Origin of the sequence: Amycolatopsis sp. NPDC051903 (assembly GCF_044452505.1) — a bacterium.
Classification (GTDB): domain Bacteria; phylum Actinomycetota; class Actinomycetes; order Mycobacteriales; family Pseudonocardiaceae; genus Amycolatopsis.
The window spans coordinates 121,582-143,250 of sequence record NZ_JBITBT010000022.1 but is presented as its reverse complement, the minus strand read 5'-3'; the positions used below and the strand labels follow the sequence as shown (position 1 = coordinate 143,250).

Below are 21,669 nucleotides of genomic sequence, written 5' to 3'. Positions count from 1 at the left end.
CCGGTGCGTTTTTTCTACGACACCGAGTTCATCGAGGACGGCGTGACGATCGACCTGGTGTCGATCGGTGTCGTTGACGAGCGCGGCCGCGAGTTCTACGCCGTGTCGACCGACTTCGACCCCGCGAAGGCGGGTCCGTGGGTGCGGGACAACGTGCTGCCCAAGCTGCCCTCACCCGCCGACCCCGCGTGGCGCGGCCGCGAGAAGATCCGCACGGACCTGCTCGAGTTCTTCGGCAAGCCCCCGGGCGGCATCGAGCTGTGGGCGTGGTTCGCGGCCTACGACCACGTCGCGCTGGCCCAGCTGTGGGGCCCGATGCCCGCCCTGCCACGCCAGCTGCCCCGCTTCACGCGCGACCTTCGCCAACGCTGGGAGGACGCGGGGAAACCCAAGCTCCCCGCCGCCCCGACCGATCAGCACGACGCACTGGCGGACGCGAAGCACAACCTGCAACGCTGGGAAGTCATCGAAGCGGCGTTCCGCCGCCGCTGAGCCGGTCACTGGGGGAGGGGTCGGTGGTGCGTCGCACCCTCGCCGGGTTCGTGGTGCTGGTCCTCGTGCTGGGCCTGGTCACGGCCGCGTCGGCACCGAGCCCCGATCCAGCGCGTGACTACCTGTTCAACGCCCTCGGCCTGCTTCGCGCGCACTCGATCGACCGGGACTCCGTCGACTGGCCGGCCGTCGAAGCCGAGGCCCTGCGCCGAGCCGCCGGGGTGACGGCGCCGGCAGGCACGTACTCGGCGATCCGCGGCGCGATCTTCGCGCTGGGCAACCGGCACACCATGCTGAGGGACCCTGCGCTCGCCGCGCCCCCGCCGCCGCAGACCATCGAGGTGCCGAGCGCCCGGACCATCGGTGACGTGGCCGTGCTGACCGTCCCGATGTTCGCGCAGGACCCGGCAGGCGAACGCCGGTACGTCGCCGCTGGGGAGGCCGCGGTCCGGTCGGCCGACGCGAGCCGTCCGTGCGGCTGGATCGTCGACCTGCGCGACAACGGCGGCGGCGACATGTTCCCGATGCTCACCGTCGTCGCGCCGCTGCTCGACGAGGGTGATCTGGGCTTCTTCCGGGGGCCCAACGGCTCGAACACCTGGAGCTTGCGCGCCGGCCGGGTCCTGCTCGACGGCGTGCCGGAAGCCGCCGAGGCCAACCCGCTGCGGCTGACCCGTCCGCGGCCACCCGTCGCCGTGCTCACCTCCGCCCGTACCGCCAGCTCGGGTGAAGCGACCCTCGTGGCGTTCCGCGGCCTCACCCGCGCCGCCACCTTCGGCCAGCCCACCGCGGGCTTCGCCACCGGCAACGAGGTGTTCCACCTCAGCGACGGCGCCGAGTTGCTCGTCACGTCGGTGAGCGACGTGGACCGGACGGGGCGGGTGTACGGCAACCACCCGATCCGGCCCGAGCACCCCCTGCCCGCGACCGCGACCACCGACGAGGTGATCGCGGCCGCGTCAGCGTGGCTGCACACGCAGCCCGGCTGCTGAAAGCTCAGCGCCGCGCGCGAACCGAGCCCGCGAGCGTGTCCAGCAGGTCCGCCGTGGTGTCCCAGTCGAGGCACGCGTCGGTGATGGACTGGCCGTAGGTGAGTTCGCCACCGTGGCCGAGGTCGAGCTCCTGGCGGCCCGCGGTGAGGAAGCTCTCCATCATGAGGCCCACGATGCCGCGTTCACCGGCGGCGATGCGGTCGGCCAGTTCGAGCACGACCTCGCGCGAGCGGACGTGGTCCTTGTTGCTGTTGCCGTGGCTCGCGTCGATGATCACGCGTTCCGGCAGGCCCGACTTCGCGAGGCGGCCGAGGGTTTCGGTGACCGACGCCGCGTCGTAGTTCGGGCCCTTCGAGCTGCCGCGCAGGATCACGTGGCAGTCGGGGTTGCCGGACGTCGTCAGCAGTGCCGCGAGGCCGTCGGTGTTGATGCCGGGGAACACGTGCGACGCGGCCGCCGCGCGGGTGGCGTCGACCGCGACCTGGATGTCGCCCTCCACGGAGTTCTTGATGCCCACCGGCATCGACAGGGCGCTGCACATCTGGCGGTGCACCTGGCTGGCCGCCGTGCGCGCGCCGATCGAGCCCCACGTGACGATGTCCGCGATGAACTGCGGCGTGATCGGGTCCAGGAACTCACACCCCACCGGCAGCCCGAGCGCCGACACGTCGAGCAGGAGCTTCCGGGCGATCCGCAGGCCCTTGTTCACGGCGAAGGTGCCGTCGAGGTCCGGGTCGTTGATCAGGCCCTTCCAGCCCAGCGTGGTGCGCGGCTTCTCGAAGTACACGCGCATCACGATGTGCAGGTCGCCGCGCAGCTCCTCGGCCTTCGCGGCGAGCTTGCGGGCGTACTCGAGCGCGGCCTCGGGGTCGTGGACGGAGCACGGGCCCACGACCACGGCGAGGCGGTCGTCGCGCCCGTCGAGGACGTCGACGGTCTCGGTGCGGCCGGCGTGCACGACCTTCGCCACCGCGGCGTCCACGGGGTGGTCCTCGCGGAGCAGGGCGGGGGAGATCAGGGGGCTGATCGACGTGGTGCGCTGGTTGTCCAGGGTGCTCGCGTCGGCGGGCCCGGCGGTCAGCTGCGGGGAGGTCACGGCGGGTGGTTCCTTCCTGGTGGACACCGACCCGCGGGGAATCGCCGAGCCGGTTCGAGATCCGGCTCGGGTGGGAGTCAGCGCAGGTTCACGCCGCCGCGCCCACCCGGGGCCGGCTTCGTAAACCAGAAATAGCGCTGCACGCCGATCAAGCTAGCACAGTGCGCAACGAGCCCCTGTTCCGGCGCCGTGCAGACCGATTCGCCAGGTGGTCCGGCCTGCACCGATCCAGACGAAAGCCGCTACTCTGGCGGCGGACTGTGACTGCGATCTCCACGTGAGGAAGACGGAGGCAAGACATGCGTGTCGGTGTGCTGACGGGTGGCGGCGACTGCCCGGGGCTGAACGCGGTGATCCGCGCGGTGGTCCGCAAGGGCATCGAGGTGCACGGCTGGGAAATCACCGGCTTCCGCAACGGGTGGCAGGGGCCGCTCACCGGCGAGAGCAGGCCGCTGGGCCTGCGCGACGTCGAGGACATCCTCACGCGCGGCGGCACGATCCTGCGCTCGTCGCGGACCAACCCGTACAAGGTCGACGGCGGCGTCGAGAAGATCAAGTCCGTGCTCGCCGAGCAGGAGATCGACGCGCTCATCGCGATCGGCGGCGAGGACACGCTCGGCGTCGCGAAGCGGCTGACCGACGACGGCGTCGGCGTCGTCGGCGTGCCCAAGACGATCGACAACGACCTGGGCTCCACCGACTACACCTTCGGCTTCGACACCGCCGTGTCCATCGCGACCGAGGCCATCGACCGGCTGCACACCACGGCCGAATCGCACCACCGCGCGCTGGTCGTGGAGGTCATGGGCCGCCACGCCGGCTGGATCGCCCTGCACTCCGGCCTCGCCGGCGGGGCGAGCGTGATCCTGGTGCCGGAGCGCCACTTCTCCGTGGACCAGGTCGTGGAGTGGGTCGAGCGCCGCTTCGAGAACGAGTACGCGCCGATCATCGTCGTCGCCGAGGGCGCGCTGCCCGAGGGCGGCGAGGAGAGCCTGCTGACCGGCGAGAAGGACGCCTTCGGGCACGTCCGCCTCGGCGGCATCGGCACCTGGCTGGCCGACGAGATCGCCGCGCGCACCGGCAAGGAGTCCCGCGCCGTGGTGCTCGGCCACGTGCAGCGCGGCGGCACGCCGACCGCGTACGACCGCGTGCTCGCCACCCGCTTCGGTCTGCACGCCGTGGACGCGGTGGCCGACGGAGACTTCGGCGTGATGGTGGCGCTGAAGGGCACCGATATCGTGCGCGTGAAGCTGTCGGAGGCGACCGCCGAGCTGAAGACGGTGCCGCTGGAGCGCTACGAAGAGGCCGAGGTCTTCTTCGGCTGAGTGCTCGCGCCGGGTGGGGCGGCCCACCCGGCGCCCCAGGATCGTCAGCGTCGGGCCGTGGCCGGCCTGGCCATCCTTCCGGCAGCCGCCGCACCACGCGTGTCCACTGTGGATGGTGTGTGGCGCCGCCGACGGCTACGGCTTGCTCGTCGAGATCCCGGGCGGTCGGTCTCGTGACACCGCAGGGCCGCTGGCCGCCGGCCGAGACTCGGCGCTGGCCACCGCGCGGGAACAGCTCGGGTGAGCCGCCGAACGGCCGCCCCGGATCCGGGCGAACTGTCTACTTCGGACTGTCCGGCACCTCAGGACGAGGCCGCGGGCGGCTGCCACGGCGGTTTGGCCCAGTCCCAGCGCGGCACCGGTTCGAACGCGGCCGGCTCCGCGTCGGGGGCCGAGAACATCACGGCCAGCCTGCTGCCCCATTCGACGTAGCCCGCGAACGCGGCCCGGAACTCCGGATCGGCGGGCAGGCCCGCCTCGTCGGCGGTCTCCAGCAGCAGCGTGACCCATCGCCGGCGCTGCTCCTCGGTGATGCCGCGCCCGGCGTGGCGCTCGATCATGTGCGGGTGCCCGCCGTGGTGGGCCGTGTAGTCGGCCGGTCCTCCGAAGACCTCGCCGAGCCAGGTGGCGACGTGCTGGGGGTGGCGGGAGTCCATGCCGCGGAACACGGGCTCCAGCACCGGATCCCGCAGCACGTGGCCGTAGAACAGCTCCAGGAGCCGGACCAGCGCGGGGTGCCCGCCGGCCCATTCGTACAGCGTCGGCGGCCGGCCACCGCCCTCGCCGGCGACGGCGGTCGGCTCGTAGTGGCGCATCTCGTCGAGGTCGGCCCGGTACTCGCCGATCGCCGCGAAGAACGGCGGGAAGTGCGGCCCGCGGCGGAACCCCTCGAGGTGGGCCTCGGCCGAGGTCCAGCTGATCCGCAGCACGTAGCGCGTAGGGTCGTCGACACAACGGCTCAGCTCGTAGTCCAGGCACTCCGGTGCCTTCGCGAGCGAGGTCGCGGCCTGGGCGTACGCGGCTTCGAACGCGGCCGCCCGGTCGGCGGGGACGGTGTAGCGCAGGTATTCGAGCACCCGCTCAGCACAGCGCACGCGGGAGGCGACGGCAACCACGTACTTTTCGGTGCGTGGTGAGGGAGGTCGCGATGGCGGACAGGCGGTACTGGTGCCCGGTCGAGCTCACGGTCGACCTGATCGGCGGCCGGTGGAAACCGGTGATCCTCGCGCACCTGAAGGAAGGCGCCCACCGTTACGGCGAACTGCGGCGGCGGATGCCGGCCGTCAGCGAGAAGATGCTGACCCAGCAGCTGCGCGAACTCGCGGCCGACGGATTGGTGCGCCGCGAGAGCTTCGTCGGCCGGATTCCGCACGTCGAATACCGGCTCACCGAGGAAGGCGCCGCACTCGGGCCGGCGCTGACCGCGCTGTACGAGTGGGGCGAACGCCGGGCGGCGGCCACCGGGATCACTTTTGAAACGCCGGCCCAGGAGACGGCGAGACGAGCCTGACAGCGCCGGAAGGAGCGCGGTCAGCCGTCCTGCGCTCCATCACCACGGCGTGACCGAATTGCCGGATTGCTCCACTGGACTGGACCATTGACCTATTGGTCTAGTCCACTTACGGTGGGCAGGTCCCCACCGTCCCCGTTCGGTCACCCGGTGTGACTCCGACGAAGGAGCCGGCATGCCCCGTCCCCGCAGGAAGAGCTTCCTGTCGCTCGTGAGCCTGGCCGCCGCTGTGCTGGCCGCCGCGGCCGTCGCGACACCCTTGTCCACGGCCGCCGCCGCCCCGAAAGCCCCGAAAGCCCCGAAAGCCTCGGTCGGCAAGGTCGTCGGCTACTTCACCGACTGGGGTGTCTACGACCGCAACTACCACGTCAAGAACATCGAGACGTCCGGGTCCGCGGCGAAGCTCACGCACATCAACTACGCGTTCGGCAACGTCACGAACGGCGGCTGCGCCCTCGGCGACGCCTACGCGGACTACCAGAAGACCTACGACGCGGCCGGCAGCGTCGACGGCGTCGCCGACACCTGGGACCAGCCGCTGGCGGGCAGCTTCAACCAGCTCAAGAAGCTCAAGGCCAAGCACCCGGGCCTGAAGGTGCTGTGGTCGTTCGGCGGCTGGAGCTGGTCGGGCGGCTTCGGCCAGGCCGCGAAGAACCCGGTGGCGTTCGCGAACTCCTGCTACGCCCTCGTGAACGACCCGCGCTGGGCCGGGCTGTTCGACGGCATCGACCTCGACTGGGAGTACCCCAACGCCTGCGGCCTGAGCTGCGACACGAGCGGCGCGGCGGCGTTCAAGAACGTCATGGCGGCCGTGCGTGCCAAGTTCGGCTCCTCGAAGCTCGTCACGGCCGCGATCACCGGAGACGGCACCGGCAGTGGCAAGATCGACGCCGCCGACTACGCGGGCGCGGCGCAGTACGTCGACTGGTACAACGTGATGACCTACGACTACTTCGGCGCCTTCGCCGCCCAGGGCCCGACCGCGCCGCACTCGCCGCTCACTTCGTACGCGGGCATCCCGACGGCGGGGTACTACTCGGACGCGGCCATCCAGAAGCTCAAGAGCAAGGGCGTCGCGGCGTCGAAGCTGGTGCTGGGCATCGGTTTCTACGGTCGCGGCTGGACCGGCGTCACGCAGAGCGCGCCCGGCGGCACCGCGACGGGCCCGGCGCCGGGCAAGTACGAGCAGGGCATCGAGGACTACAAGGTCCTCAAGTCGAGCTGCCCGGCCACCGGGACGGTCGCCGGCACCGCGTACGCGAAGTGCGGTTCGCAGTGGTGGAGCTACGACACGCCGGGCACGATCGGCGGCAAGGTGAGCTACGCCGGGCAGCAGGGCCTCGGCGGCGCGATGTTCTGGGAGCTCTCCGGCGACACCCCGAACGGCGAACTGATCACGGCGCTCGCGAAGTAGCCGCTCCCCGGTGCGGCCGGCGGCGCAGGGGCCGCCCGGCCGCACCGGGAGTTTTCTGTCGGGGGCGGCCGTTATCGTGCTGCGGGTGAAGTTCTTGGGATTCGGCGAGTACGCCGTCGATTTCTACGACGGCCTGGAGGCCGACAACTCCAAGTCCTACTGGGACGCGAACGTGGCGACCTACAAGGCCGACGTGCGCGCGCCGATGGAGGCGCTGGTCAAGGAGCTCGAGCCGGAGTTCGGCGAGGGGTTCGGCGAAGGCAAGGTGTTCCGCCCGTACCGCGACGTGCGCTTCGCCAAGGACAAGACGCCGTACAAGACCCATTGCGGCGCCGTGATCGAAGCCGGCCGCGGTGGGGGCGCCTACTACGTCGAGGTCGGCCCGGCGGGCCTGCGCGTCGGCGGCGGTTGCTTCCACCTCGCGTCCGACCAGCTCGCCCGCTTCCGCACGGCCGTCGACACCGAGCTCCACGGGCCCGCCCTGGAGTCCATCCTGGCCACGCTGCGCCGCCAGGGCTGGGACGTCCTGGGCGATCGGCTGAAGTCCCGCCCGCGCGGCTTCCCCGACGACCACCCGCGCCTGGACCTGCTGCGCTACCGCTCGGTCTACGCCGTGCGCGCCTGGGAACCCGCGGACTACCTCCACGAACGCGAGGCTTTCGACCGCGTCCGCAAAGCCTGGCGGCAGGTGAAGAAGTTCAACGAGTGGGCCCGCGACCACGTGGGGCCGAGCGAGCAGCCGCGCCGCTGAGCCGGCTCAGCGGGGGAGTGGGTAGCGCCAGAGCCGGCTCCCCGTGTCGGTCGTGGTGGCCAGGAGCAGGTCGGGGCCGTCGGCGATGGCGGTGAGGGACGCGGCGGGTTCGGGCAGCGGGAGTTCCGCGAAGCCGTCGCAGTGGGGGCCGACGCGCCAGAGCCGCGGGCGGCCGTCGACCTTCACCGTGACGTCGAGGTGGCCCGCCGAGTCCTGCGTCAGGCCCGTCACCTCGAGCAGTTGCGCCGCGGGGATCACCGGGCCGCCGGCGGCCGCCGTCCACGACGGGCCGGACTGCCAGCACGCCAGGCGTTGCTCGCTCGTCGCGCCGACGGCCGTGCAGGAGGCCGAGCACGCGACGCGCCACACGGATGCCGAACCGGCGGGGGACGGCAGGTCGGCGCGCGTCCACGTCGAGCCGTCGGCCGACGTCCACGCCACGGGCCGCACGGTGAGGCCGGCGCGGACGTCGCCCACCGCGACGTAGCCGGCGCCGAACCCGGCGGCCGCGAGGATGCGCGTCTGGCCGGCCGGGGTGCTGAGCAGGGCCGGGTCCTCGGAGAGCGTCCACGACCCGCCGTCGGGAGATGTCCACGCTGCCGCGCCGACGCCGCCGGTGCGGTGGTCCCACTGGCCGGTCAGCAGGTAGCCCCCGGCGCTCGCCGCGGAGCCCGAGGTGGTCACCGCGCGCTCGCCGCCCAGCAGCTCGACTGGCTGCTCGTGTTCGGTGAGCCCGGTGCCGGAGCCGGTCCAGATCGTCGGGCGCGGGTTGGCGTGGGCGCCGCCGAACGCGGAGCCCAGGGCGAGCAGCCGGGACCCGGCGGCGGCCGGCAGCGTCAGCTCCGCCTGCCGGCCGTAGCCGGTCGCCGCGTGCAGCGGCAGCGGGGTCCACGTCGGGCCCGCGAGCCACGCCGCGGGCGCCCGGCCGAGGGGTCCCGGCACCGAGCCGGTCATGACGATTCCCGATGACGTTCGGACGAATCCCAGTACGCGCGTACCGGAAACCGGCAGGTCAACGGGCCGCCACGGCGGCTCGGCAGCCGGAGAACACGCCCCGACCAGGGCGAACGTCGTGATCAAGATCATGAGTCGGCGAACCACCGTCATACCTACGGAGGTTAGGGATCTGAATGGTTTCCGAACACTTCCTCTGAACTTTCGGTATCGGTACAGACGTGAGTGGCGGGAAGGACTACCCTTTTGGAACGTGAGCCGACGCGCGAAGATCGTTTGTACGCTGGGGCCCGCCACCTCCACGCCGGAGAAGATGCGGGCACTCGTCGACGCCGGAATGGACGTCGCGAGGATGAACTTCAGCCACGGAAGCCACAGCGACCACAAGCAGGTCTACGACCTGGTTCGGGCCGCTGCGGCGGAGAGTGGCCGGTCGGTCGGCATCCTGGCCGACCTGCAGGGGCCGAAGATCCGCCTCGGCACCTTCGCCAGCGGCTCGGCCGAGTGGCACACGGGCGACGAGGTCCGCATCACCGTCGAGGACGTCGCCGGCACGCACGACCGCGTGTCGACCACGTACAAGGGCCTCGCGAAGGACGCCAAGCCCGGCGACCGGCTGCTGGTCGACGACGGCAAGGTCGGCCTCGTGGTCAAGTCCGTCGAGGGCCCCGACGTGATCTGCGAGGTCACCGAAGGCGGCCCGGTCAGCAACAACAAGGGCGTCTCGCTGCCCGGCATGGACGTGTCCGTGCCCGCGCTGAGCGAAAAGGACATCGAGGACCTCGAGTTCGCGCTGCACCTCGGCGTCGACTTCGTCGCGCTGTCCTTCGTGCGCTCGCCGGCCGACATCGACCTCGTGCACCAGGTCATGGACCGCGTCGGCAAGGGCCGGCTGCCGGTGGTCGCGAAGATCGAGAAGCCCGAGGCGGTCTACAACCTCGAGGCCATCGTGCTGGCCTTCGACGCGGTGATGGTCGCCCGCGGCGACCTCGGTGTCGAACTGCCGCTCGAGCAGGTGCCGCTGGTGCAGAAGCGCGCCATCCAGATCTGCCGCGAGAACGCGAAGCCGGTCATCGTCGCGACGCAGATGCTCGAGTCGATGATCAACAACTCCCGGCCGACCCGCGCCGAGGCCTCGGACGTCGCGAACGCGGTGCTCGACGGCACCGACGCCGTGATGCTCTCGGGCGAGACCAGTGTCGGGCGCTACCCGATCGAGACGGTGCAGACGATGGGCCGCATCGTCGAGGCGGTCGAGACCGATTCGCCGGTCGTCCCGCCGCTCACGCACGTCCCGCGCACCAAGCGCGGCGTGATCTCCTACGCCGCCCGCGACATCGGCGAGCGGCTCAACGCCAAGGCGCTGGTCGCGTTCACCCAGTCCGGTGACACCGTGCGCCGCCTGGCGCGCCTGCACACGCGGCTCCCGCTGATGGCGTTCACGCCGGAGGAGTGCGTGCGCAGCCAGCTGTCGATGACGTGGGGCACGGTCACCACGATCGTGCCTGAGGTGGCCTCCACCGACCAGATGATCCACCAGGTCGACCAGGCGATGCTCGCGATGGGCAAGTACCAGCGCGGCGACCTCGTGGTGATCGTGGCCGGCTCCCCGCCGGGCACCGTCGGGTCGACGAACCTGATCCACGTGCACCGGCTCGGTGAAGACGACCACGCGTAAGGGACGAACTTCAGCCGGACCGAATAGGGTTCGGTCATGACTGAGATCGCCAGGAACGCCGCCGCCGGGCTCGACGAAGCCGGCGGCGGCGGACAGGTGGTCCTCGACCGGCTCGTCGACCTCCTCGACCTGGAGAAGGTGGAGGAGGACTTCTACCGCGGGGTCTCGCCCGCGCACTCCCCGGTCCGCGTGTTCGGCGGCCAGGTCGCCGGGCAGGCGCTGGTGGCCGCCGGCCGCACGGTGCCCGAGGACCGCCGCGTGCACTCGCTGCACGCCTACTTCATCCGCGGTGGCGACCCGCGCGCGCCGATCCTCTACGAGGTCGACCGCATCCGCGACGGCCGCTCGTTCACCACGCGCCGCGTCACCGCCATCCAGCACGGCAAGGCGATCTTCGCGCTGTCGGCGTCGTTCCAGCGCGACGAGGACGGCCTCGACCACGGCGAGCCGATGCCCGACGTGCCGGCTCCCGAGGCGCTGCCCACGTTCCAGGAGCGCACGGCCGGTTTCGGCCTGCGCTTCACCGAGCGCCCGCGCCCGATCGACGTCCGCTACGTGGGCGAGCCGCCGTGGATCACGCGCTCGACCGGCGCGCGGCCGGAGCGCAACCGCGTGTGGATGCGGGCCGACGGCTCGCTGCCCGACGACCAGCTGCTGCACGTCTGCGTGCTCACCTACGCCTCGGACATGACGCTGCTCGATTCGATCCTCGCGCGCCACGGCGTGTACTGGGACGTCGACAAGGTCCTCGGCGCGAGCCTGGACCACGCGCTGTGGTTCCACCGGCCCTTCCGCGCCGACGAGTGGTTCCTCTACGACAGCACGTCGCCGAGCGCCTCGGGCGCGCGCGGCCTGGCCACGGGCCGGTTCTTCGCGCAGGACGGCACGCACATCGCGACCGTCGTCCAGGAGGGCCTGCTGCGCGTCCTGTGAGGACGGTCGCGGCTCGTTCTACTGAGAGTGTGTCACCGAGTGGCGTTCGCAGAATCAACCACACTTCCGGGTGGCGTGAAAAACGAAATGCGTAGCCGGGTAATCGTCACGGTGTGCGCAACGCGCGCCGACAACTCGTGACAACCGAAGGTGAAGGTGCCCGGGACCGGTCGGGGGGCGGCCCCGGACACCTTCCGCCGGAAACGCCCGCGCACTCGGTGTCTGTTTCCGGCTGGCCGTCGTCTACGCTGCTCAGGAACCCGAGCCGATCTTGACGGCCGGCGCGACCGGCACGGCGTGACCGGTTCCGGTTCACCGATGTCAGAGTACAAGCGCGATCTGCAAATTGCAGGGCGGAGACCTGCCCCCGAAGGCGGGAATTCCGCGGTGTTAATACCCCACTGACTAGTCGGACGGCTGGTTAGATATGCGGTGCGGGCAGTGTTGGCCGACGGTGCGCGCAACGCGGAAGACGATCCGGAGGTGCTGTCGTGGCGAGAGGCCAGGGACCCACCGTTCGCCGCCGGAGGCTCGCGAGCGAGCTGCGGCGGCTCCGGGAAGCCGCCGACCTGACGATCGACGAGGTGGGCGAGAAGCTCGAGTGTTCCGCGTCGAAGGTCAGCCGCATCGAGACCGGGCACGTCGGCGTCACCCCGCGCGACGCCCGGGACATGCTCGCGCTCTACGGGATCACCGGCGACGAGCAGGAGGCGCTCGTCCAGCTGGCCCGCGAGGCGCGCAAACGCGGCTGGTGGCACGCGTACAACGAGGTGTTCACCGGCACGTTCGTGGGGCTCGAGGCCGACGCCAGTTCGCTGCGCGCGTTCCAGGCGCTGCTCGTACCCGGGCTGCTGCAGACCGAGCGCTACGCCCACGCCGTGATCCGCGCCCTGCGACCCGACGCCGAGGACGCCGAGATCCGGCGCCGCGTGGCCGCGCGCATGGCCCGCCAGGAGCTGCTGAGCGACACCCCGCCGCCCGAGTACTGGGCCGTGGTCGACGAGGCCGTGCTGCACCGGGTGGTCGACGGCGCCGAGGTGATGGCCGAGCAGCTCTACCGCATGGCCGCGGTCGCCGAGAAGCCGAACGTGACCATCCAGGTCGTGCCGTTCTCCGCCGGCGCCCACCCCGGCATGGAGGGTCCCTTCCTCATCATGGGTTTCCCCGAGCAGGCCGACCCCGACGTCGTCTACGTCGACGACAGCACGTCCAGCGGCCTGTACCTCGAGCAACCCGAAGACGTCCGGCGCTACGCGCTGATGTTCGACCACCTGCGCGCTGCCGCACTGAAACCGGACGACTCGGTCGACTTGATCACCGAGGCGGCCGGCCGGTTCGCCGAACAGGCTGCCGTGCCGGCCGCAGTGCACCACCTGGAACCGAGGACACAGTGAGGAAAGTGGGGAACACGATGCCGGACGCGGATCTTTCCCGGGCCACCTGGCGCAAGAGCAGCTTCAGCGGTGGCGGCAACGACTGCGTCGAGATCGCCTTCGTCGGCGGTGGCGCCGCGGTGCGCGACTCGAAAGACCCCGAAGGGGGTGCTGTCCGCCTCCCCGCGTCGGGTTGGCGGGGGCTGCTGGCGGCGGTGCGCGCCGGTGGCCCGGTGCGCGACTGACGGTCCACCCGGCGACCCCTTACCCCGCCGACCTGCTCGTCGCTGGTCGGTGTCTCGGGTAAGGGGTCGTCTGGCGTCCAGGTGTGGGTGATCACCCGATGCCCGCGCCGTCCCCTCAGGACGACTCTGAGTGTCACCGAAGAAGGCAACTCGGAGATGGGGATCGAAGCGATGAGTTATCAGCTCCTGGACGCGATGAGCGCCGAGGTGGCCTACCGCGCGGAGCAGCTGCGTAAGGCCGGGCGCAACGCGCGGATGACGAAGCAGAGCCGGCCCGTCCGCTGGCTGCGGGCCCACCGGCTGACCAACGTCGAGGTACCGGTGCAGGAGCGCCGCTCGGCCGAGCCGGTCGCCTCGCGCGCCGGGCACCTCGCGCGGTGACCGCGTGACGCTCCCGGCGAACACGCTGTCGGTGAAAACCATGGCGGAACTGTCGGTGGGGTAGGACAGAATGCACCTCGTGCCCCGCCTCGGCTCCGGAATCCCGCTGGTCGCCCGCACCCACGAGATGCGGCGGCTGCGTGCTGCCTTCGCGCGGGCGGAGCGGCGCGAGGCGGGGGCGGTGCTGATCGCCGGCGACGCCGGCGTCGGCAAGACGCGGCTGCTCACCGCACTCGGTGAGCACGTCGCGGCCGGCGGTGCGCTGGTGCTCACCGGCCGCTGCATCGACGTGCGCGACGGCGGTCTGCCGTACCTGCCGTTCGCGGAGGCACTGGCGCCGCTGGGCTCGTCGGGGGACCCGGCCGTCGCGGGGGCGGTGCGGTCCCGGCCGGCACTCGCGCGGCTGCTGCCGCAGAGCGGGGAACCGGCTCCGATGGGGCCGGGGGAACACGGTCAGGTGTCGGGTGGCGAACGGGAAGCCGCGCGCCGGCCGCGACCGGAACAGGACCTCGGTCAGCTCCAGTTGTTCGACGCTGTACTGGGGGTGCTGACCGAGGTCGCCGAGTCGCGGCCGGTGGTGATCCTGCTCGAGGACCTGCACTGGGCCGATCCGTCCACGCGCAACCTGCTGTCCTTCCTGGTCAGCAGGTTGCGCGCGCAGCGGCTGCTGATCGTGGGCAGCTACCGCGAGGAAGACGTGCACCGGCGCCACCCGCTGCGCGGCCTGCTGTCGGAGCTCGTGCGGCTGGCGACGGTCGAGCAGATCGAGCTGCGCCCGTTCGGGCCGGCCGACGCGCGGACGTTCGTCGAGGCGCTGGCCGACGAGCCACTGCCCCCCGACGTGGTGGCCGACATCGTCGCGCGCTCGGAGGGCAACCCGTTCTTCGTCGAAGAGCTGCTGGCGACGAACGCCGACTGCCGCGACCTGCCCGCGGGCCTCGCCGAGGTGCTGCTCGCCCGGCTGGAGCGCTTCCCGGCCGAGACGCGGCGCGTCCTGCGCGTGATCTCGGTGGCCAACGAACCGGTGTCGCACGCCGCGCTCGCGGAGGTCGCGGCCCTCGGCGAGCTCGAGCTCGACGAGGCGCTGCGCGAGGCCGTGCAGCACCACGTGCTCGTGATCGAGGACGGGTTCTACGTCTTCCGCCACGCCTTGCTGCAGGAAGCCGTCTACGGGGACCTGCTGCCGGGCGAGCGCACGCGGATGCACGCGTCGTACGCCGCCCGGATCCGCGCGATCCCGCAGGGGCGCGGGCACGACGCCAAGCTGGCGTTCCACAGCCTCGAGAGCCGCGACTACGTCACGGCGCTGCCCGCGTTGCTGAGCGCGATGGACGAGGCGGAGAAGCTGGGCGCGCCCGGGGCCGCGCTGCGCCACGCCGAGCAGGCACTGTCCATTTGGGACGCCGTGCCCGTCGCGGACCGGCCTGACGGCGTGGACGAGCTGAAGCTGTTGCACGAGGCGTCGTACTTCGCCGGTACGTCAGGCGAGCCGGAGCGGGCGGTCGCGTACGCGCGGTCGGCCACGGAAGCGCTGGCCACCGATGCACCCCTCGACCGCGCCGCGAAGGTGTGGCGGCGGCTGGGGGAGGCCCTGCTTTCGCTGGAGGGCACGCTCGACGAGGCGACGCAGGCCGTCGACCGGGCGTACGAGCTGGTCAAGGACACGAAGCCGAGCTCGGTGCGCGCGTGGGTGCTCGCCACCCGCGCCGGCGTGCTGCGGGCGATCGACCAGCCGGGGGAGGCACTCGACAGCGCGCTCACCGCGGTCTCCGACGCGCGGGCCGTGGGCGCGGTCGGGGCCGAGGCGTCGGCGCTGATCACGCTCGGCACGCTCGCCGATTCGGCGGGCGACGCCACGGCGGCGCGCGAGCGCCTGCGCCAGGCCATCCGCAAGGCGCGCGACGCCGGAGCGCTGAACGTCGAACTGCGCGGCATGTACTTCCTCGCCTTGAGCTACGACGACCAGGCCGAGATGACCGAGGCGCTGGCGCATGCGGCGCGCGGGGTCGCGCGGGCCGAGGGGTCGGGGCTCACCTGGAGCTCGTACGGGCTCGAACTGAGGGCCCGGCAGCTCTACCTGAGGTACCTCAGCGGCGACTGGCCCGCGGAGGACGCGGCCGGCCGGGCCGGGCGAGGTGTGTCGAGCGCGGTGGCCGCCCGGATCCTCGCGAACTGGGTGCTGTTCCTCGTGGCCCGCGGCCGTTTCGATGACGCCGGGCGGCTCCTGCCGGGGCTGCGGCACCAGTGGCAGGCGGACATCCAGATCGCGCTGTCGTCGGGCGACGCCGCCGTGGAGCTGGCGTTCTGGCGCGCCGACCACTTCGAGGCCGTGCGCGTGACCGAAGAGCTGATCGCGTGGCTGGAGAAGATCGAACCCTGGCTGCTCGGCGGGATCCGGATCGCCGCGCTGGGCCTGGCGTCCGTCGCCGCGCGCGCCGCTGACGCCCGCCTGCGCGGTGATCAGCAGACGGCCGACGAGATGGTGTCCGTCGGGCGGCGCCTGCTGGAGCACGGGCGCCGCTGTGCCGTCGACGGCACCCCGCGCTCGGGCACGCTGGGCCCGGAGGGCCACGCGTGGCTCGCCCGGCTGGAAGCCGCCGCGTCCGGGGTGAGCGGTCCCGGTGACCCGGCCCTGTGGTCGGCCGCCGCCACGGCGTTCGGCTACGGCGCGGTGTACGAGCAGGCCATGTGCCGCTACTTCGAAGCCCAGGCTCTGCTGGCCCACGGGCTGCCCGCCGCCGACGCCCTGGAGTCCGTCCATTCCGTCGCGTCGTCGCTCGGTGCCCTGCCCCTGCGCGACGCGGTTCGCGACCTGGCCCACCGCGCCCGCGTGGACCTGCCCGGCGTCACCCCGGCCGCCGCGCCCGTCGCGGCGAACCCCCTCACCGACCGCGAACGCGACGTCCTCGAACGCGTCGCCCTCGGGCGCACCAACCGCCAGGTCGGGGAAGAGCTCTACATCAGCGAGAAGACGGTGAGCGTCCACCTCTCCCGCGTCATGGCCAAGCTCGGCGCCAGCCGGCGCGCGGAGGCCGTCGCCATCGCCTACGACCGCGGGCTGCTGACGACACCGGCCGCCGGCGACTGACGCGCTGACCCGCGAAGTGGTTGACTGATCACGTCAATAGCATGCTAGCCACTTCGGAGGGACCTGGATGCGCGTCGACGTGCACGCTCACCTGTGGAGCGAGGCGTACCTGCAGCTGCTGATCCGGCTGGGCAACACGAAGGCCGCCGGCCAGCGCGGGCTCGGCGCGGACCGGACCACGGCGGAGCTCGACGCGCGGTTCGAGCAGATGACGGCGGCGGACATCGACCTGCAGGTGCTCTCGACCACCCCGGCGCCGCCGCACTTCGAAGACGAGCAGGCGGCCGTCGAGGCCGCGCGGTGGGTCAACGACGAATACGCCGAGCTCGTCCGGCAGCACCCCGACCGGTTCCGCGCGTTCGCCTCCCTGCCGTTCCCGCACACCGACGCGGCGCTCGCGGAGCTCACCCGCGCGCTCGACGACCTGGATTTCCTCGGTGCCGCCATCACCACGTCGGTGCTCGGCCGCACCCTCGGCGACCCGGCGTTCCTGCCCGTCTACGAGGAACTCGACCGCCGCGGCAGCGTCCTGTTCGTGCACCCCGCCGGCATCGGCGCCGAGTCCCCGCTGATCGGCCGGAACCTGACCTGGCAGATCGGCGCGCCGATCGAGGACACCGTCGCCGTCATGCACCTGATCATCGCCGGGGTGCCGAGCCGGTTCCCGCGGATGAAGATCATCCTGCCGCACCTCGGTGGTGCGCTGCCGATGATCCTCCCGCGCATCGACCGCCAGAACCCTTGGGAGGCGCCGGAAACCCCGGAGAAGCCGAGCCTCGCCGCGCGCCGGATCTTCTACGACACCGTCGGGCACAACCACGGGCCGGCGTTGCGCTTGGCCGCCGACACCCTCGGTGCCGACCGCCTCGTGCTCGGCACCGATTTCCCTTACCAGAAGGGCGAAGGGTTCGTCGAGGCCGTGACCTACGTCGAACGCGCGGGGCTGCCCGCCGACGCCGTCAGCGCGATCCTCGACCGCACCGCCGTGGAGCTGCTCGGGCTCGGCTGATCACCGCCAGGGCAGCCGGCGCAGCAGCCTCATGCTCGACGTCATCACCCGCGCCCACACGCCGCCCGGTAGGCGGCGTGGCGGCCGCAGCGCCAAACCGCGCTGGAGGGCGATCGACTGGGCCTCGGTGTACTTCAGCAGCCCTTCGGCGCCGTTGCGGCGGCCCACGCCCGAATCCTTCATCCCGCCCATCGGCACGCCGACGCTGCCGAAGGTCGCGGCGTACCCCTCGTTGACGTTCACCGTGCCGGCCTTGAGCCGCGCGGCCACCTCCCAGCCGGCGCGGCCGTTGCGCGACCAGACGCTGGCGTTGAGGCCGAAGGCGGTGTCGTTGGCGCGTTCGATGGCGTCGGTGACGTCCGTGTAGCCGTAGATCGACACGACGGGGCCGAACGTCTCTTCCTTGTACAGCACGGCTTCCGGCGTGACATCGGTGAGCACGGTCGGCTCGTGGAACAGCGGGCCGAGGTCCGGGCGGGCGCGGCCGCCGGTCAGCACGCGAGCGCCCTTGGCCCGCGCGTCCTCGACGTGCGCCGACACGGTTTCGAGCTGGCTCGATGACGTCAGTGAACCCATCTGCGGGCCGAAATTCAGCTCGCCGCCGAGCTTGAGCGCGGCCGTGCGGGTGACGAACGCGCGGGTGAACTCCTCGCGGACGCTCTCGTGCACGTAGATCCGCTCCACCGACACGCACAGCTGCCCCGCCGAGGAGAAGCACGCCGTGACGGCGCCGGTCGCGGCCTTGCTGACGTCGGCGTCCGGCAGCACGATCATCGGGTTCTTGCCGCCGAGTTCGAGCGAGTAGCCGGTGAGCCGCGACGCGATCTGGCCGGCGAGTTCTTTGCCGGTGGGGGTGGAGCCGGTGAAGCAGAGGTAGTCGCACCCTTCGAGCAGCGCCGGGCCGATGGCCGAACCACGGCCCAGCACCACCTGCCACAGCCCGGCGGGCAGACCGGCTTCCTCGGCGAGCTCCTGCAGCCACAGCGCCGAGAGCGCGGTCTGGTTGTCGGGCTTCTGCACCACGGCGTTGCCCGCGGCCAGAGCCGGGAAGACGTCCATTGCGGTAAGCGCCACGGGGTAGTTCCACGGCGAGATGATCGCGACGGCCCCCTTGGGGTGGCGCAGTTCGCCGGCTTTCGTCAGGCCCGGGATCACGCCCGCCGCGCGCCGGGGCGCGAGGATCTTCGCGCTGTGCTTGCCGTAGTACGCCGCGACCAGCGCGGCCGCGCTCACCTCGTCGAACGCGTCGAGGCGCGCCTTGCCGGCTTCGACCTGCACGAGGTCGAGCCCCTCGGCCTGGCGCGCGAGGATCAGGTCGTGGAGGCGCACGAGGAACCGTTGCCGCTCGGCGACGGGCCGCGCCGCCCACTCGCGCTGGGTCTCGCGCGCGGCGGCGAACGCGGCGCGCACGTCGGCGCCGGTGGCCTGGGGGAGCGTGGTGATCGGCAGCCCGGTGAACGGCGCGGTCATCCGGATCGGCGCCGAGTCCGCGCCGCCGGTCACGCGGGCGACGAGCCGGGCCGCGCGCTCGGCCGACGGGGCACCCGCGACACCTCCGATCGTCGCCGGTGAAGCCGTGTCGCCGCTGAGGTTCGCCGGTGTCGTGCTGGTCATGCCGTCTCCGTTCAGACCGGTGTTACCGACGAGTACACCATACCGTCGGTATGTCGGCTGAACCACTGATCGTGAATCTTGTTCACATATCGGCGTCGTCGCGGCGCTGGCCCGGCGGTTCGACGCCCGGGGCGGGCTGCACGTCCTGCGGCGGGAACGGCGGCGGCGGCTCCGCCGGAGCGTCCCCGTCTCCGGGTTCCGGCGACAGGACGCCCTGCGTGGCCGGCTCGGCGTAGGGCGGCGGCGGAGGAGCGTAGCCCGGCGGGGCGTAACCCGGTGCGGCGTAAGCGAAAACCTGCCCGCGCGGCCACTGCGAGCCGCCGAACGCGGCGAGCGCCAGCACGAGCGCGGCCACCACGCCGCCGCCGAGCAGGAGCCAGAAGCCGGTGCCGGTCGTGTAGTGGGCGACCACGGCCGACGTGCGCTGCTCGTAGCTGAGGGAGGCCGACACGTCCATGCTCATCGTCCACACGGCCGCGACGACACCCGCGCCGCCGGTGATCAGCGTGATCCGGGCGGCGGCCCGGGCGCGGGTGAAGGCGAGCACCGCGCCGGCCAGCAGCACGGCCGCCGTGACCGAGAGCGGGATGCCGTAGCGGGCGACGTGGCTGATCGCGAACAGCTCCTGCTCCGCGGCCGGCGCCACGTCGATGACCCGGGTCCACGAGGTGACGGAGAAGGCGCTTTCCACGCGGCCCTCGACCGTCACCTGGGTGGTCGCCGCCGGCAGGAAGGTGCCCGCCACCACGAGCGCGGCCGCGAACACCCCGAGGATCCCCGCGAGCAGCCGGGACACCGCACCGGGCTCGGTGGCGGGCGGCGGGTACTGCGGCACGCTGGTCATCGCGGCTCCTTCGCGTGCGTCAACGCGGTTACCTGCGATTCCACCACGAACCGGGCCGGCGCGCTCAAAGACCGCGCGAGGCTGCCCGCCGGGTCAGGCGTCGGAGTACATCAGGACGGCGATGCGCTTCCACTCCTGCAGCAGCTTGCGCCGGCGGTTCGGGTCGCCGCCCAGCTCGGCGTCGAGCGCGAGGCCGCGGGTGAGGTTGACGGTGAGCCAGAACAGCGTCTCGGCTCGTTCCTTCGGCAGGTCGCCCGCCACCTGGCTCACGTGCTCCAGCGTCGCGCGGCCCAGGGCGCGGTCGACGGGCCGGATGGCGGCGCGCAGTTCCGGGTCGGTGCGCGCGGCGACCCACAGCTCGGTCACGGCGGTGGACAGCGTGCCCGAGTACCCCGTCCACAGCAGGTCGATCGCCGCCTCGACGCCGGACGCGCCGCCCGGCAGGTCGTCGAGCGAGGTCGCCAGCTGGGTCCGCAGCTTCGTCGTCAGGTGCTCGACGGCGGTCGCCATCAGCTCGGCTTTCGTGGCGAAGTGGTGCTGCACCGCGCCCTTCGACACGCCGGCCCGGGCGCAGATCTCCTGCATCGAGGTGCGGGCGTACCCGATCTCCACCAGGCATTCGACGGTGGCGTCGAGCAGAGCCGTGCGCGTCTGCTCCCGGCGCTGGGCCTGGGTGCGGTGCGCCTTCGCCGCGACCTCGGTCATCCCGCCTCCCGCTTTACGCACCGGACGCCCCGGATGTACATTCCGCATGGAACTTACCTTCCACGCGTAATGTTTTCCAGCAGGAGGCGTCGCCGTGCCGTTGCAGATCCAGAAGAGCTCGTGGAGCACCACCGAACTCGAAGACCTCAGGGAGCTCGCCCGGTCGTTCCTGCAGAAGGAACTCGTGCCGCACCAGGAGCGCTGGGCCGCCGAGAAGAAGCTCGACCGCGAGGTCTGGACGAAGGCGGGCGAGGTCGGGCTGCTCGCGCTCTCGATCCCGGAGGAGTACGGCGGCGGTGGCGGCACGTTCGCCCACGAAGCGGTGCTCTACGAAGAGCAGGCGCGCGCCGGCGACAGCGCGTGGGGCGTCACCGTCCACAACGGAATCGTCGCGCACTACCTGCTCGCCTACGGGCTGGAGGAGCGCAAGCGCGAGTGGCTGCCGAAGCTCGCGAGCGGCGAGTTCGTGGGCGCCATCGCGATGACCGAGCCGGGCACGGGTTCGGACCTGCAGAACATCAAGACCCGCGCCGTGCGCGAGGGTGACCACTACGTGATCAACGGCGCCAAGACGTTCATCACCAACGGCTACCACGCCGACCTCGTGGTGGTGGCGTGCAAGACCGACCCGGAGGCCGGCGCGCAGGGCGTGTCGCTGATCGTGGTCGAGACCGACACCCCGGGCTTCCGCCGCGGCCGCGTGCTCGACAAGGTCGGCATGAAGGGCCAGGACACCGCCGAGCTGTTCTTCGACGACGTGCGCGTGCCGGCGTCGAACCTCCTCGGCGACGCCGAGGGGCAGGGTTTCATCCAGCTGATGCTGCAGCTGCCGCAGGAACGCCTGATCATCGCCGTGACCGCGGTCGCCGGCATGGAGGCCGCGATCAACCTGACGATCGATTACACCAAAGACCGCCAGGCGTTCGGCCGGCCCATCTTTTCCTTCCAGAACACCAAGTTCACGCTCGCCGAGGCGGCGACGGAAGCGGCCGTGGCGCGCGCGTACCTCGACCAGTGCATCGAGCGCCACCTCAAGGGCGAGCTCGACGTGCAGGGTGCGGCGATGGCGAAGCTGTGGACGACCGAGCGCGTGAACAAGGTCGTCGACCAGTGCCTGCAGCTGTTCGGCGGCTACGGCTACATGACCGAATACCCGATCGCGCGCGCGTGGGCCGACATGCGCATCTCGCGCATCTTCGGCGGCACCAGCGAAATCATGAAGGAGATCATCTCCCGCACGCTGTGACGCCCGCCCCTGACGGAGA

Annotated in this window: 20 protein-coding genes; 14 read left to right on the top strand and 6 right to left on the bottom strand. The window is 71.8% G+C overall.

Annotation, left to right across the window (positions count from 1 at the left end; translation table 11 throughout):
- The first annotated feature begins 3 nt into the window (after nucleotides 1-3).
- On the top strand, nucleotides 4-492 hold the full coding sequence (locus ACIA77_RS34240) for a polyadenylate-specific 3'-exoribonuclease AS (protein ID WP_395890188.1): 489 nt from the start codon (nucleotides 4-6) through the stop codon (nucleotides 490-492).
- A gap of 23 nt (nucleotides 493-515) precedes the next feature.
- Nucleotides 516-1,484, top strand: coding sequence for a S41 family peptidase (locus ACIA77_RS34235; protein WP_395890187.1), 969 nt, complete (start codon nucleotides 516-518; stop codon nucleotides 1,482-1,484).
- Between the two features lie 4 nt (nucleotides 1,485-1,488).
- Here the strand turns inward: ACIA77_RS34235 and ACIA77_RS34230 are convergent, their stop codons facing one another.
- Nucleotides 1,489-2,580 carry a 3-deoxy-7-phosphoheptulonate synthase gene (locus ACIA77_RS34230; protein WP_395890186.1) on the bottom strand — a complete coding sequence of 364 codons (1,092 nt, stop codon included), beginning with the start codon at nucleotides 2,578-2,580 and terminating at the stop codon, nucleotides 1,489-1,491.
- Between the two features lie 299 nt (nucleotides 2,581-2,879).
- Here ACIA77_RS34230 and ACIA77_RS34225 point away from each other — a divergent pair, with 299 nt between their 5' ends.
- Entirely contained in the window at nucleotides 2,880-3,905 is a 1,026-nt protein-coding gene (locus ACIA77_RS34225; RefSeq protein ID WP_395890185.1) for a 6-phosphofructokinase, read from the top strand.
- A gap of 302 nt (nucleotides 3,906-4,207) precedes the next feature.
- On the opposite strand, the gene ACIA77_RS34220 is transcribed toward ACIA77_RS34225, so the two are convergent.
- Nucleotides 4,208-5,020 carry a group II truncated hemoglobin gene (locus ACIA77_RS34220; protein ID WP_395890184.1) on the bottom strand — a complete coding sequence of 271 codons (813 nt, stop codon included), beginning with the start codon at nucleotides 5,018-5,020 and terminating at the stop codon, nucleotides 4,208-4,210.
- A gap of 32 nt (nucleotides 5,021-5,052) precedes the next feature.
- Between ACIA77_RS34220 and ACIA77_RS34215 the strand changes: the two genes are divergently transcribed.
- The 3 genes from ACIA77_RS34215 to ACIA77_RS34205 all read left to right on the top strand — a co-directional run bounded on the left by ACIA77_RS34215 (nucleotide 5,053) and on the right by ACIA77_RS34205 (nucleotide 7,580).
- The gene (locus ACIA77_RS34215; RefSeq protein WP_395890183.1) at nucleotides 5,053-5,415 is read left to right on the top strand and encodes a winged helix-turn-helix transcriptional regulator; all 363 of its coding nucleotides are present in this window, start codon (nucleotides 5,053-5,055) and stop codon (nucleotides 5,413-5,415) included.
- 175 nt (nucleotides 5,416-5,590) lie between these two features.
- A complete protein-coding gene (locus tag ACIA77_RS34210; protein WP_395890182.1) occupies nucleotides 5,591-6,829 on the top strand; it encodes a glycoside hydrolase family 18 protein in 1,239 nt (412 codons plus the stop codon).
- Nucleotides 6,830-6,914: 85 nt separating this feature from the next.
- Complete coding sequence (locus ACIA77_RS34205) at nucleotides 6,915-7,580, top strand: DUF2461 domain-containing protein (protein WP_395890181.1); 666 nt, start codon at nucleotides 6,915-6,917, stop codon at nucleotides 7,578-7,580.
- 6 nt (nucleotides 7,581-7,586) lie between these two features.
- Here ACIA77_RS34205 and ACIA77_RS34200 read toward each other — a convergent pair whose 3' ends face one another.
- Nucleotides 7,587-8,534, bottom strand: a complete 948-nt coding sequence (locus ACIA77_RS34200; protein ID WP_395890180.1) for a hypothetical protein — start codon at nucleotides 8,532-8,534, stop codon at nucleotides 7,587-7,589.
- 253 nt (nucleotides 8,535-8,787) lie between these two features.
- Between ACIA77_RS34200 and pyk the strand changes: the two genes are divergently transcribed.
- The 7 genes from pyk (at nucleotide 8,788) to ACIA77_RS34165 (ending at nucleotide 17,241) form a co-directional block, all read left to right on the top strand.
- Nucleotides 8,788-10,212, top strand: a complete 1,425-nt coding sequence (pyk, locus tag ACIA77_RS34195) for a pyruvate kinase (protein ID WP_395890179.1) — start codon at nucleotides 8,788-8,790, stop codon at nucleotides 10,210-10,212.
- A 36-nt stretch (nucleotides 10,213-10,248) separates the two neighbouring features.
- The gene (locus ACIA77_RS34190; protein ID WP_395890178.1) at nucleotides 10,249-11,145 is read left to right on the top strand and encodes an acyl-CoA thioesterase; all 897 of its coding nucleotides are present in this window, start codon (nucleotides 10,249-10,251) and stop codon (nucleotides 11,143-11,145) included.
- A 491-nt stretch (nucleotides 11,146-11,636) separates the two neighbouring features.
- Nucleotides 11,637-12,539 carry a helix-turn-helix domain-containing protein gene (locus ACIA77_RS34185; RefSeq protein ID WP_395890177.1) on the top strand — a complete coding sequence of 301 codons (903 nt, stop codon included), beginning with the start codon at nucleotides 11,637-11,639 and terminating at the stop codon, nucleotides 12,537-12,539.
- Nucleotides 12,540-12,556: 17 nt separating this feature from the next.
- Nucleotides 12,557-12,763, top strand: coding sequence for a DUF397 domain-containing protein (locus ACIA77_RS34180; RefSeq protein ID WP_204090361.1), 207 nt, complete (start codon nucleotides 12,557-12,559; stop codon nucleotides 12,761-12,763).
- A 171-nt stretch (nucleotides 12,764-12,934) separates the two neighbouring features.
- Nucleotides 12,935-13,144 carry a hypothetical protein gene (locus tag ACIA77_RS34175; protein WP_395890176.1) on the top strand — a complete coding sequence of 70 codons (210 nt, stop codon included), beginning with the start codon at nucleotides 12,935-12,937 and terminating at the stop codon, nucleotides 13,142-13,144.
- Nucleotides 13,145-13,214: 70 nt separating this feature from the next.
- Complete coding sequence (locus ACIA77_RS34170; protein ID WP_395890175.1) at nucleotides 13,215-16,232, top strand: AAA family ATPase; 3,018 nt, start codon at nucleotides 13,215-13,217, stop codon at nucleotides 16,230-16,232.
- Between the two features lie 67 nt (nucleotides 16,233-16,299).
- A complete protein-coding gene (locus ACIA77_RS34165) occupies nucleotides 16,300-17,241 on the top strand; it encodes an amidohydrolase family protein (RefSeq protein ID WP_395890174.1) in 942 nt (313 codons plus the stop codon).
- Here the strand turns inward: ACIA77_RS34165 and ACIA77_RS34160 are convergent, their stop codons facing one another.
- From ACIA77_RS34160 to ACIA77_RS34150, 3 genes are all read right to left on the bottom strand, one after another.
- Complete coding sequence (locus tag ACIA77_RS34160) at nucleotides 17,242-18,855, bottom strand: succinic semialdehyde dehydrogenase (protein ID WP_395890173.1); 1,614 nt, start codon at nucleotides 18,853-18,855, stop codon at nucleotides 17,242-17,244.
- Between the two features lie 82 nt (nucleotides 18,856-18,937).
- Nucleotides 18,938-19,699 carry a hypothetical protein gene (locus ACIA77_RS34155; protein ID WP_395890172.1) on the bottom strand — a complete coding sequence of 254 codons (762 nt, stop codon included), beginning with the start codon at nucleotides 19,697-19,699 and terminating at the stop codon, nucleotides 18,938-18,940.
- 93 nt (nucleotides 19,700-19,792) lie between these two features.
- A complete protein-coding gene (locus ACIA77_RS34150; RefSeq protein WP_395890171.1) occupies nucleotides 19,793-20,404 on the bottom strand; it encodes a TetR/AcrR family transcriptional regulator in 612 nt (203 codons plus the stop codon).
- 94 nt (nucleotides 20,405-20,498) lie between these two features.
- On the opposite strand from ACIA77_RS34150, the gene ACIA77_RS34145 reads away from it, so the two are divergent.
- The gene (locus ACIA77_RS34145; RefSeq protein WP_395890170.1) at nucleotides 20,499-21,650 is read left to right on the top strand and encodes an acyl-CoA dehydrogenase family protein; all 1,152 of its coding nucleotides are present in this window, start codon (nucleotides 20,499-20,501) and stop codon (nucleotides 21,648-21,650) included.
- Nucleotides 21,651-21,669 lie beyond the last annotated feature (19 nt).

What these genes read in the sequence shown, in the direction of transcription:
- ACIA77_RS34180 (WP_204090361.1), top strand. Translation starts at nt 12,557, where the DNA reads ATGCCGGACGCGGATCTTTCCCGGGCCACCTGGCGCAAGAGCAGCTTC.
- ACIA77_RS34200 (WP_395890180.1), bottom strand. Translation starts at nt 8,534, where the DNA reads ATGACCGGCTCGGTGCCGGGACCCCTCGGCCGGGCGCCCGCGGCGTGG.
- ACIA77_RS34170 (WP_395890175.1), top strand. Translation starts at nt 13,215, where the DNA reads ATGCACCTCGTGCCCCGCCTCGGCTCCGGAATCCCGCTGGTCGCCCGC.
- ACIA77_RS34155 (WP_395890172.1), bottom strand. Translation starts at nt 19,699, where the DNA reads ATGACCAGCGTGCCGCAGTACCCGCCGCCCGCCACCGAGCCCGGTGCG.
- ACIA77_RS34190 (WP_395890178.1), top strand. Translation starts at nt 10,249, where the DNA reads ATGACTGAGATCGCCAGGAACGCCGCCGCCGGGCTCGACGAAGCCGGC.
- ACIA77_RS34210 (WP_395890182.1), top strand. Translation starts at nt 5,591, where the DNA reads ATGCCCCGTCCCCGCAGGAAGAGCTTCCTGTCGCTCGTGAGCCTGGCC.
- ACIA77_RS34165 (WP_395890174.1), top strand. Translation starts at nt 16,300, where the DNA reads ATGCGCGTCGACGTGCACGCTCACCTGTGGAGCGAGGCGTACCTGCAG.
- ACIA77_RS34215 (WP_395890183.1), top strand. Translation starts at nt 5,053, where the DNA reads ATGGCGGACAGGCGGTACTGGTGCCCGGTCGAGCTCACGGTCGACCTG.
- ACIA77_RS34150 (WP_395890171.1), bottom strand. Translation starts at nt 20,404, where the DNA reads ATGACCGAGGTCGCGGCGAAGGCGCACCGCACCCAGGCCCAGCGCCGG.
- ACIA77_RS34225 (WP_395890185.1), top strand. Translation starts at nt 2,880, where the DNA reads ATGCGTGTCGGTGTGCTGACGGGTGGCGGCGACTGCCCGGGGCTGAAC.
- ACIA77_RS34160 (WP_395890173.1), bottom strand. Translation starts at nt 18,855, where the DNA reads ATGACCAGCACGACACCGGCGAACCTCAGCGGCGACACGGCTTCACCG.
- ACIA77_RS34175 (WP_395890176.1), top strand. Translation starts at nt 12,935, where the DNA reads ATGAGTTATCAGCTCCTGGACGCGATGAGCGCCGAGGTGGCCTACCGC.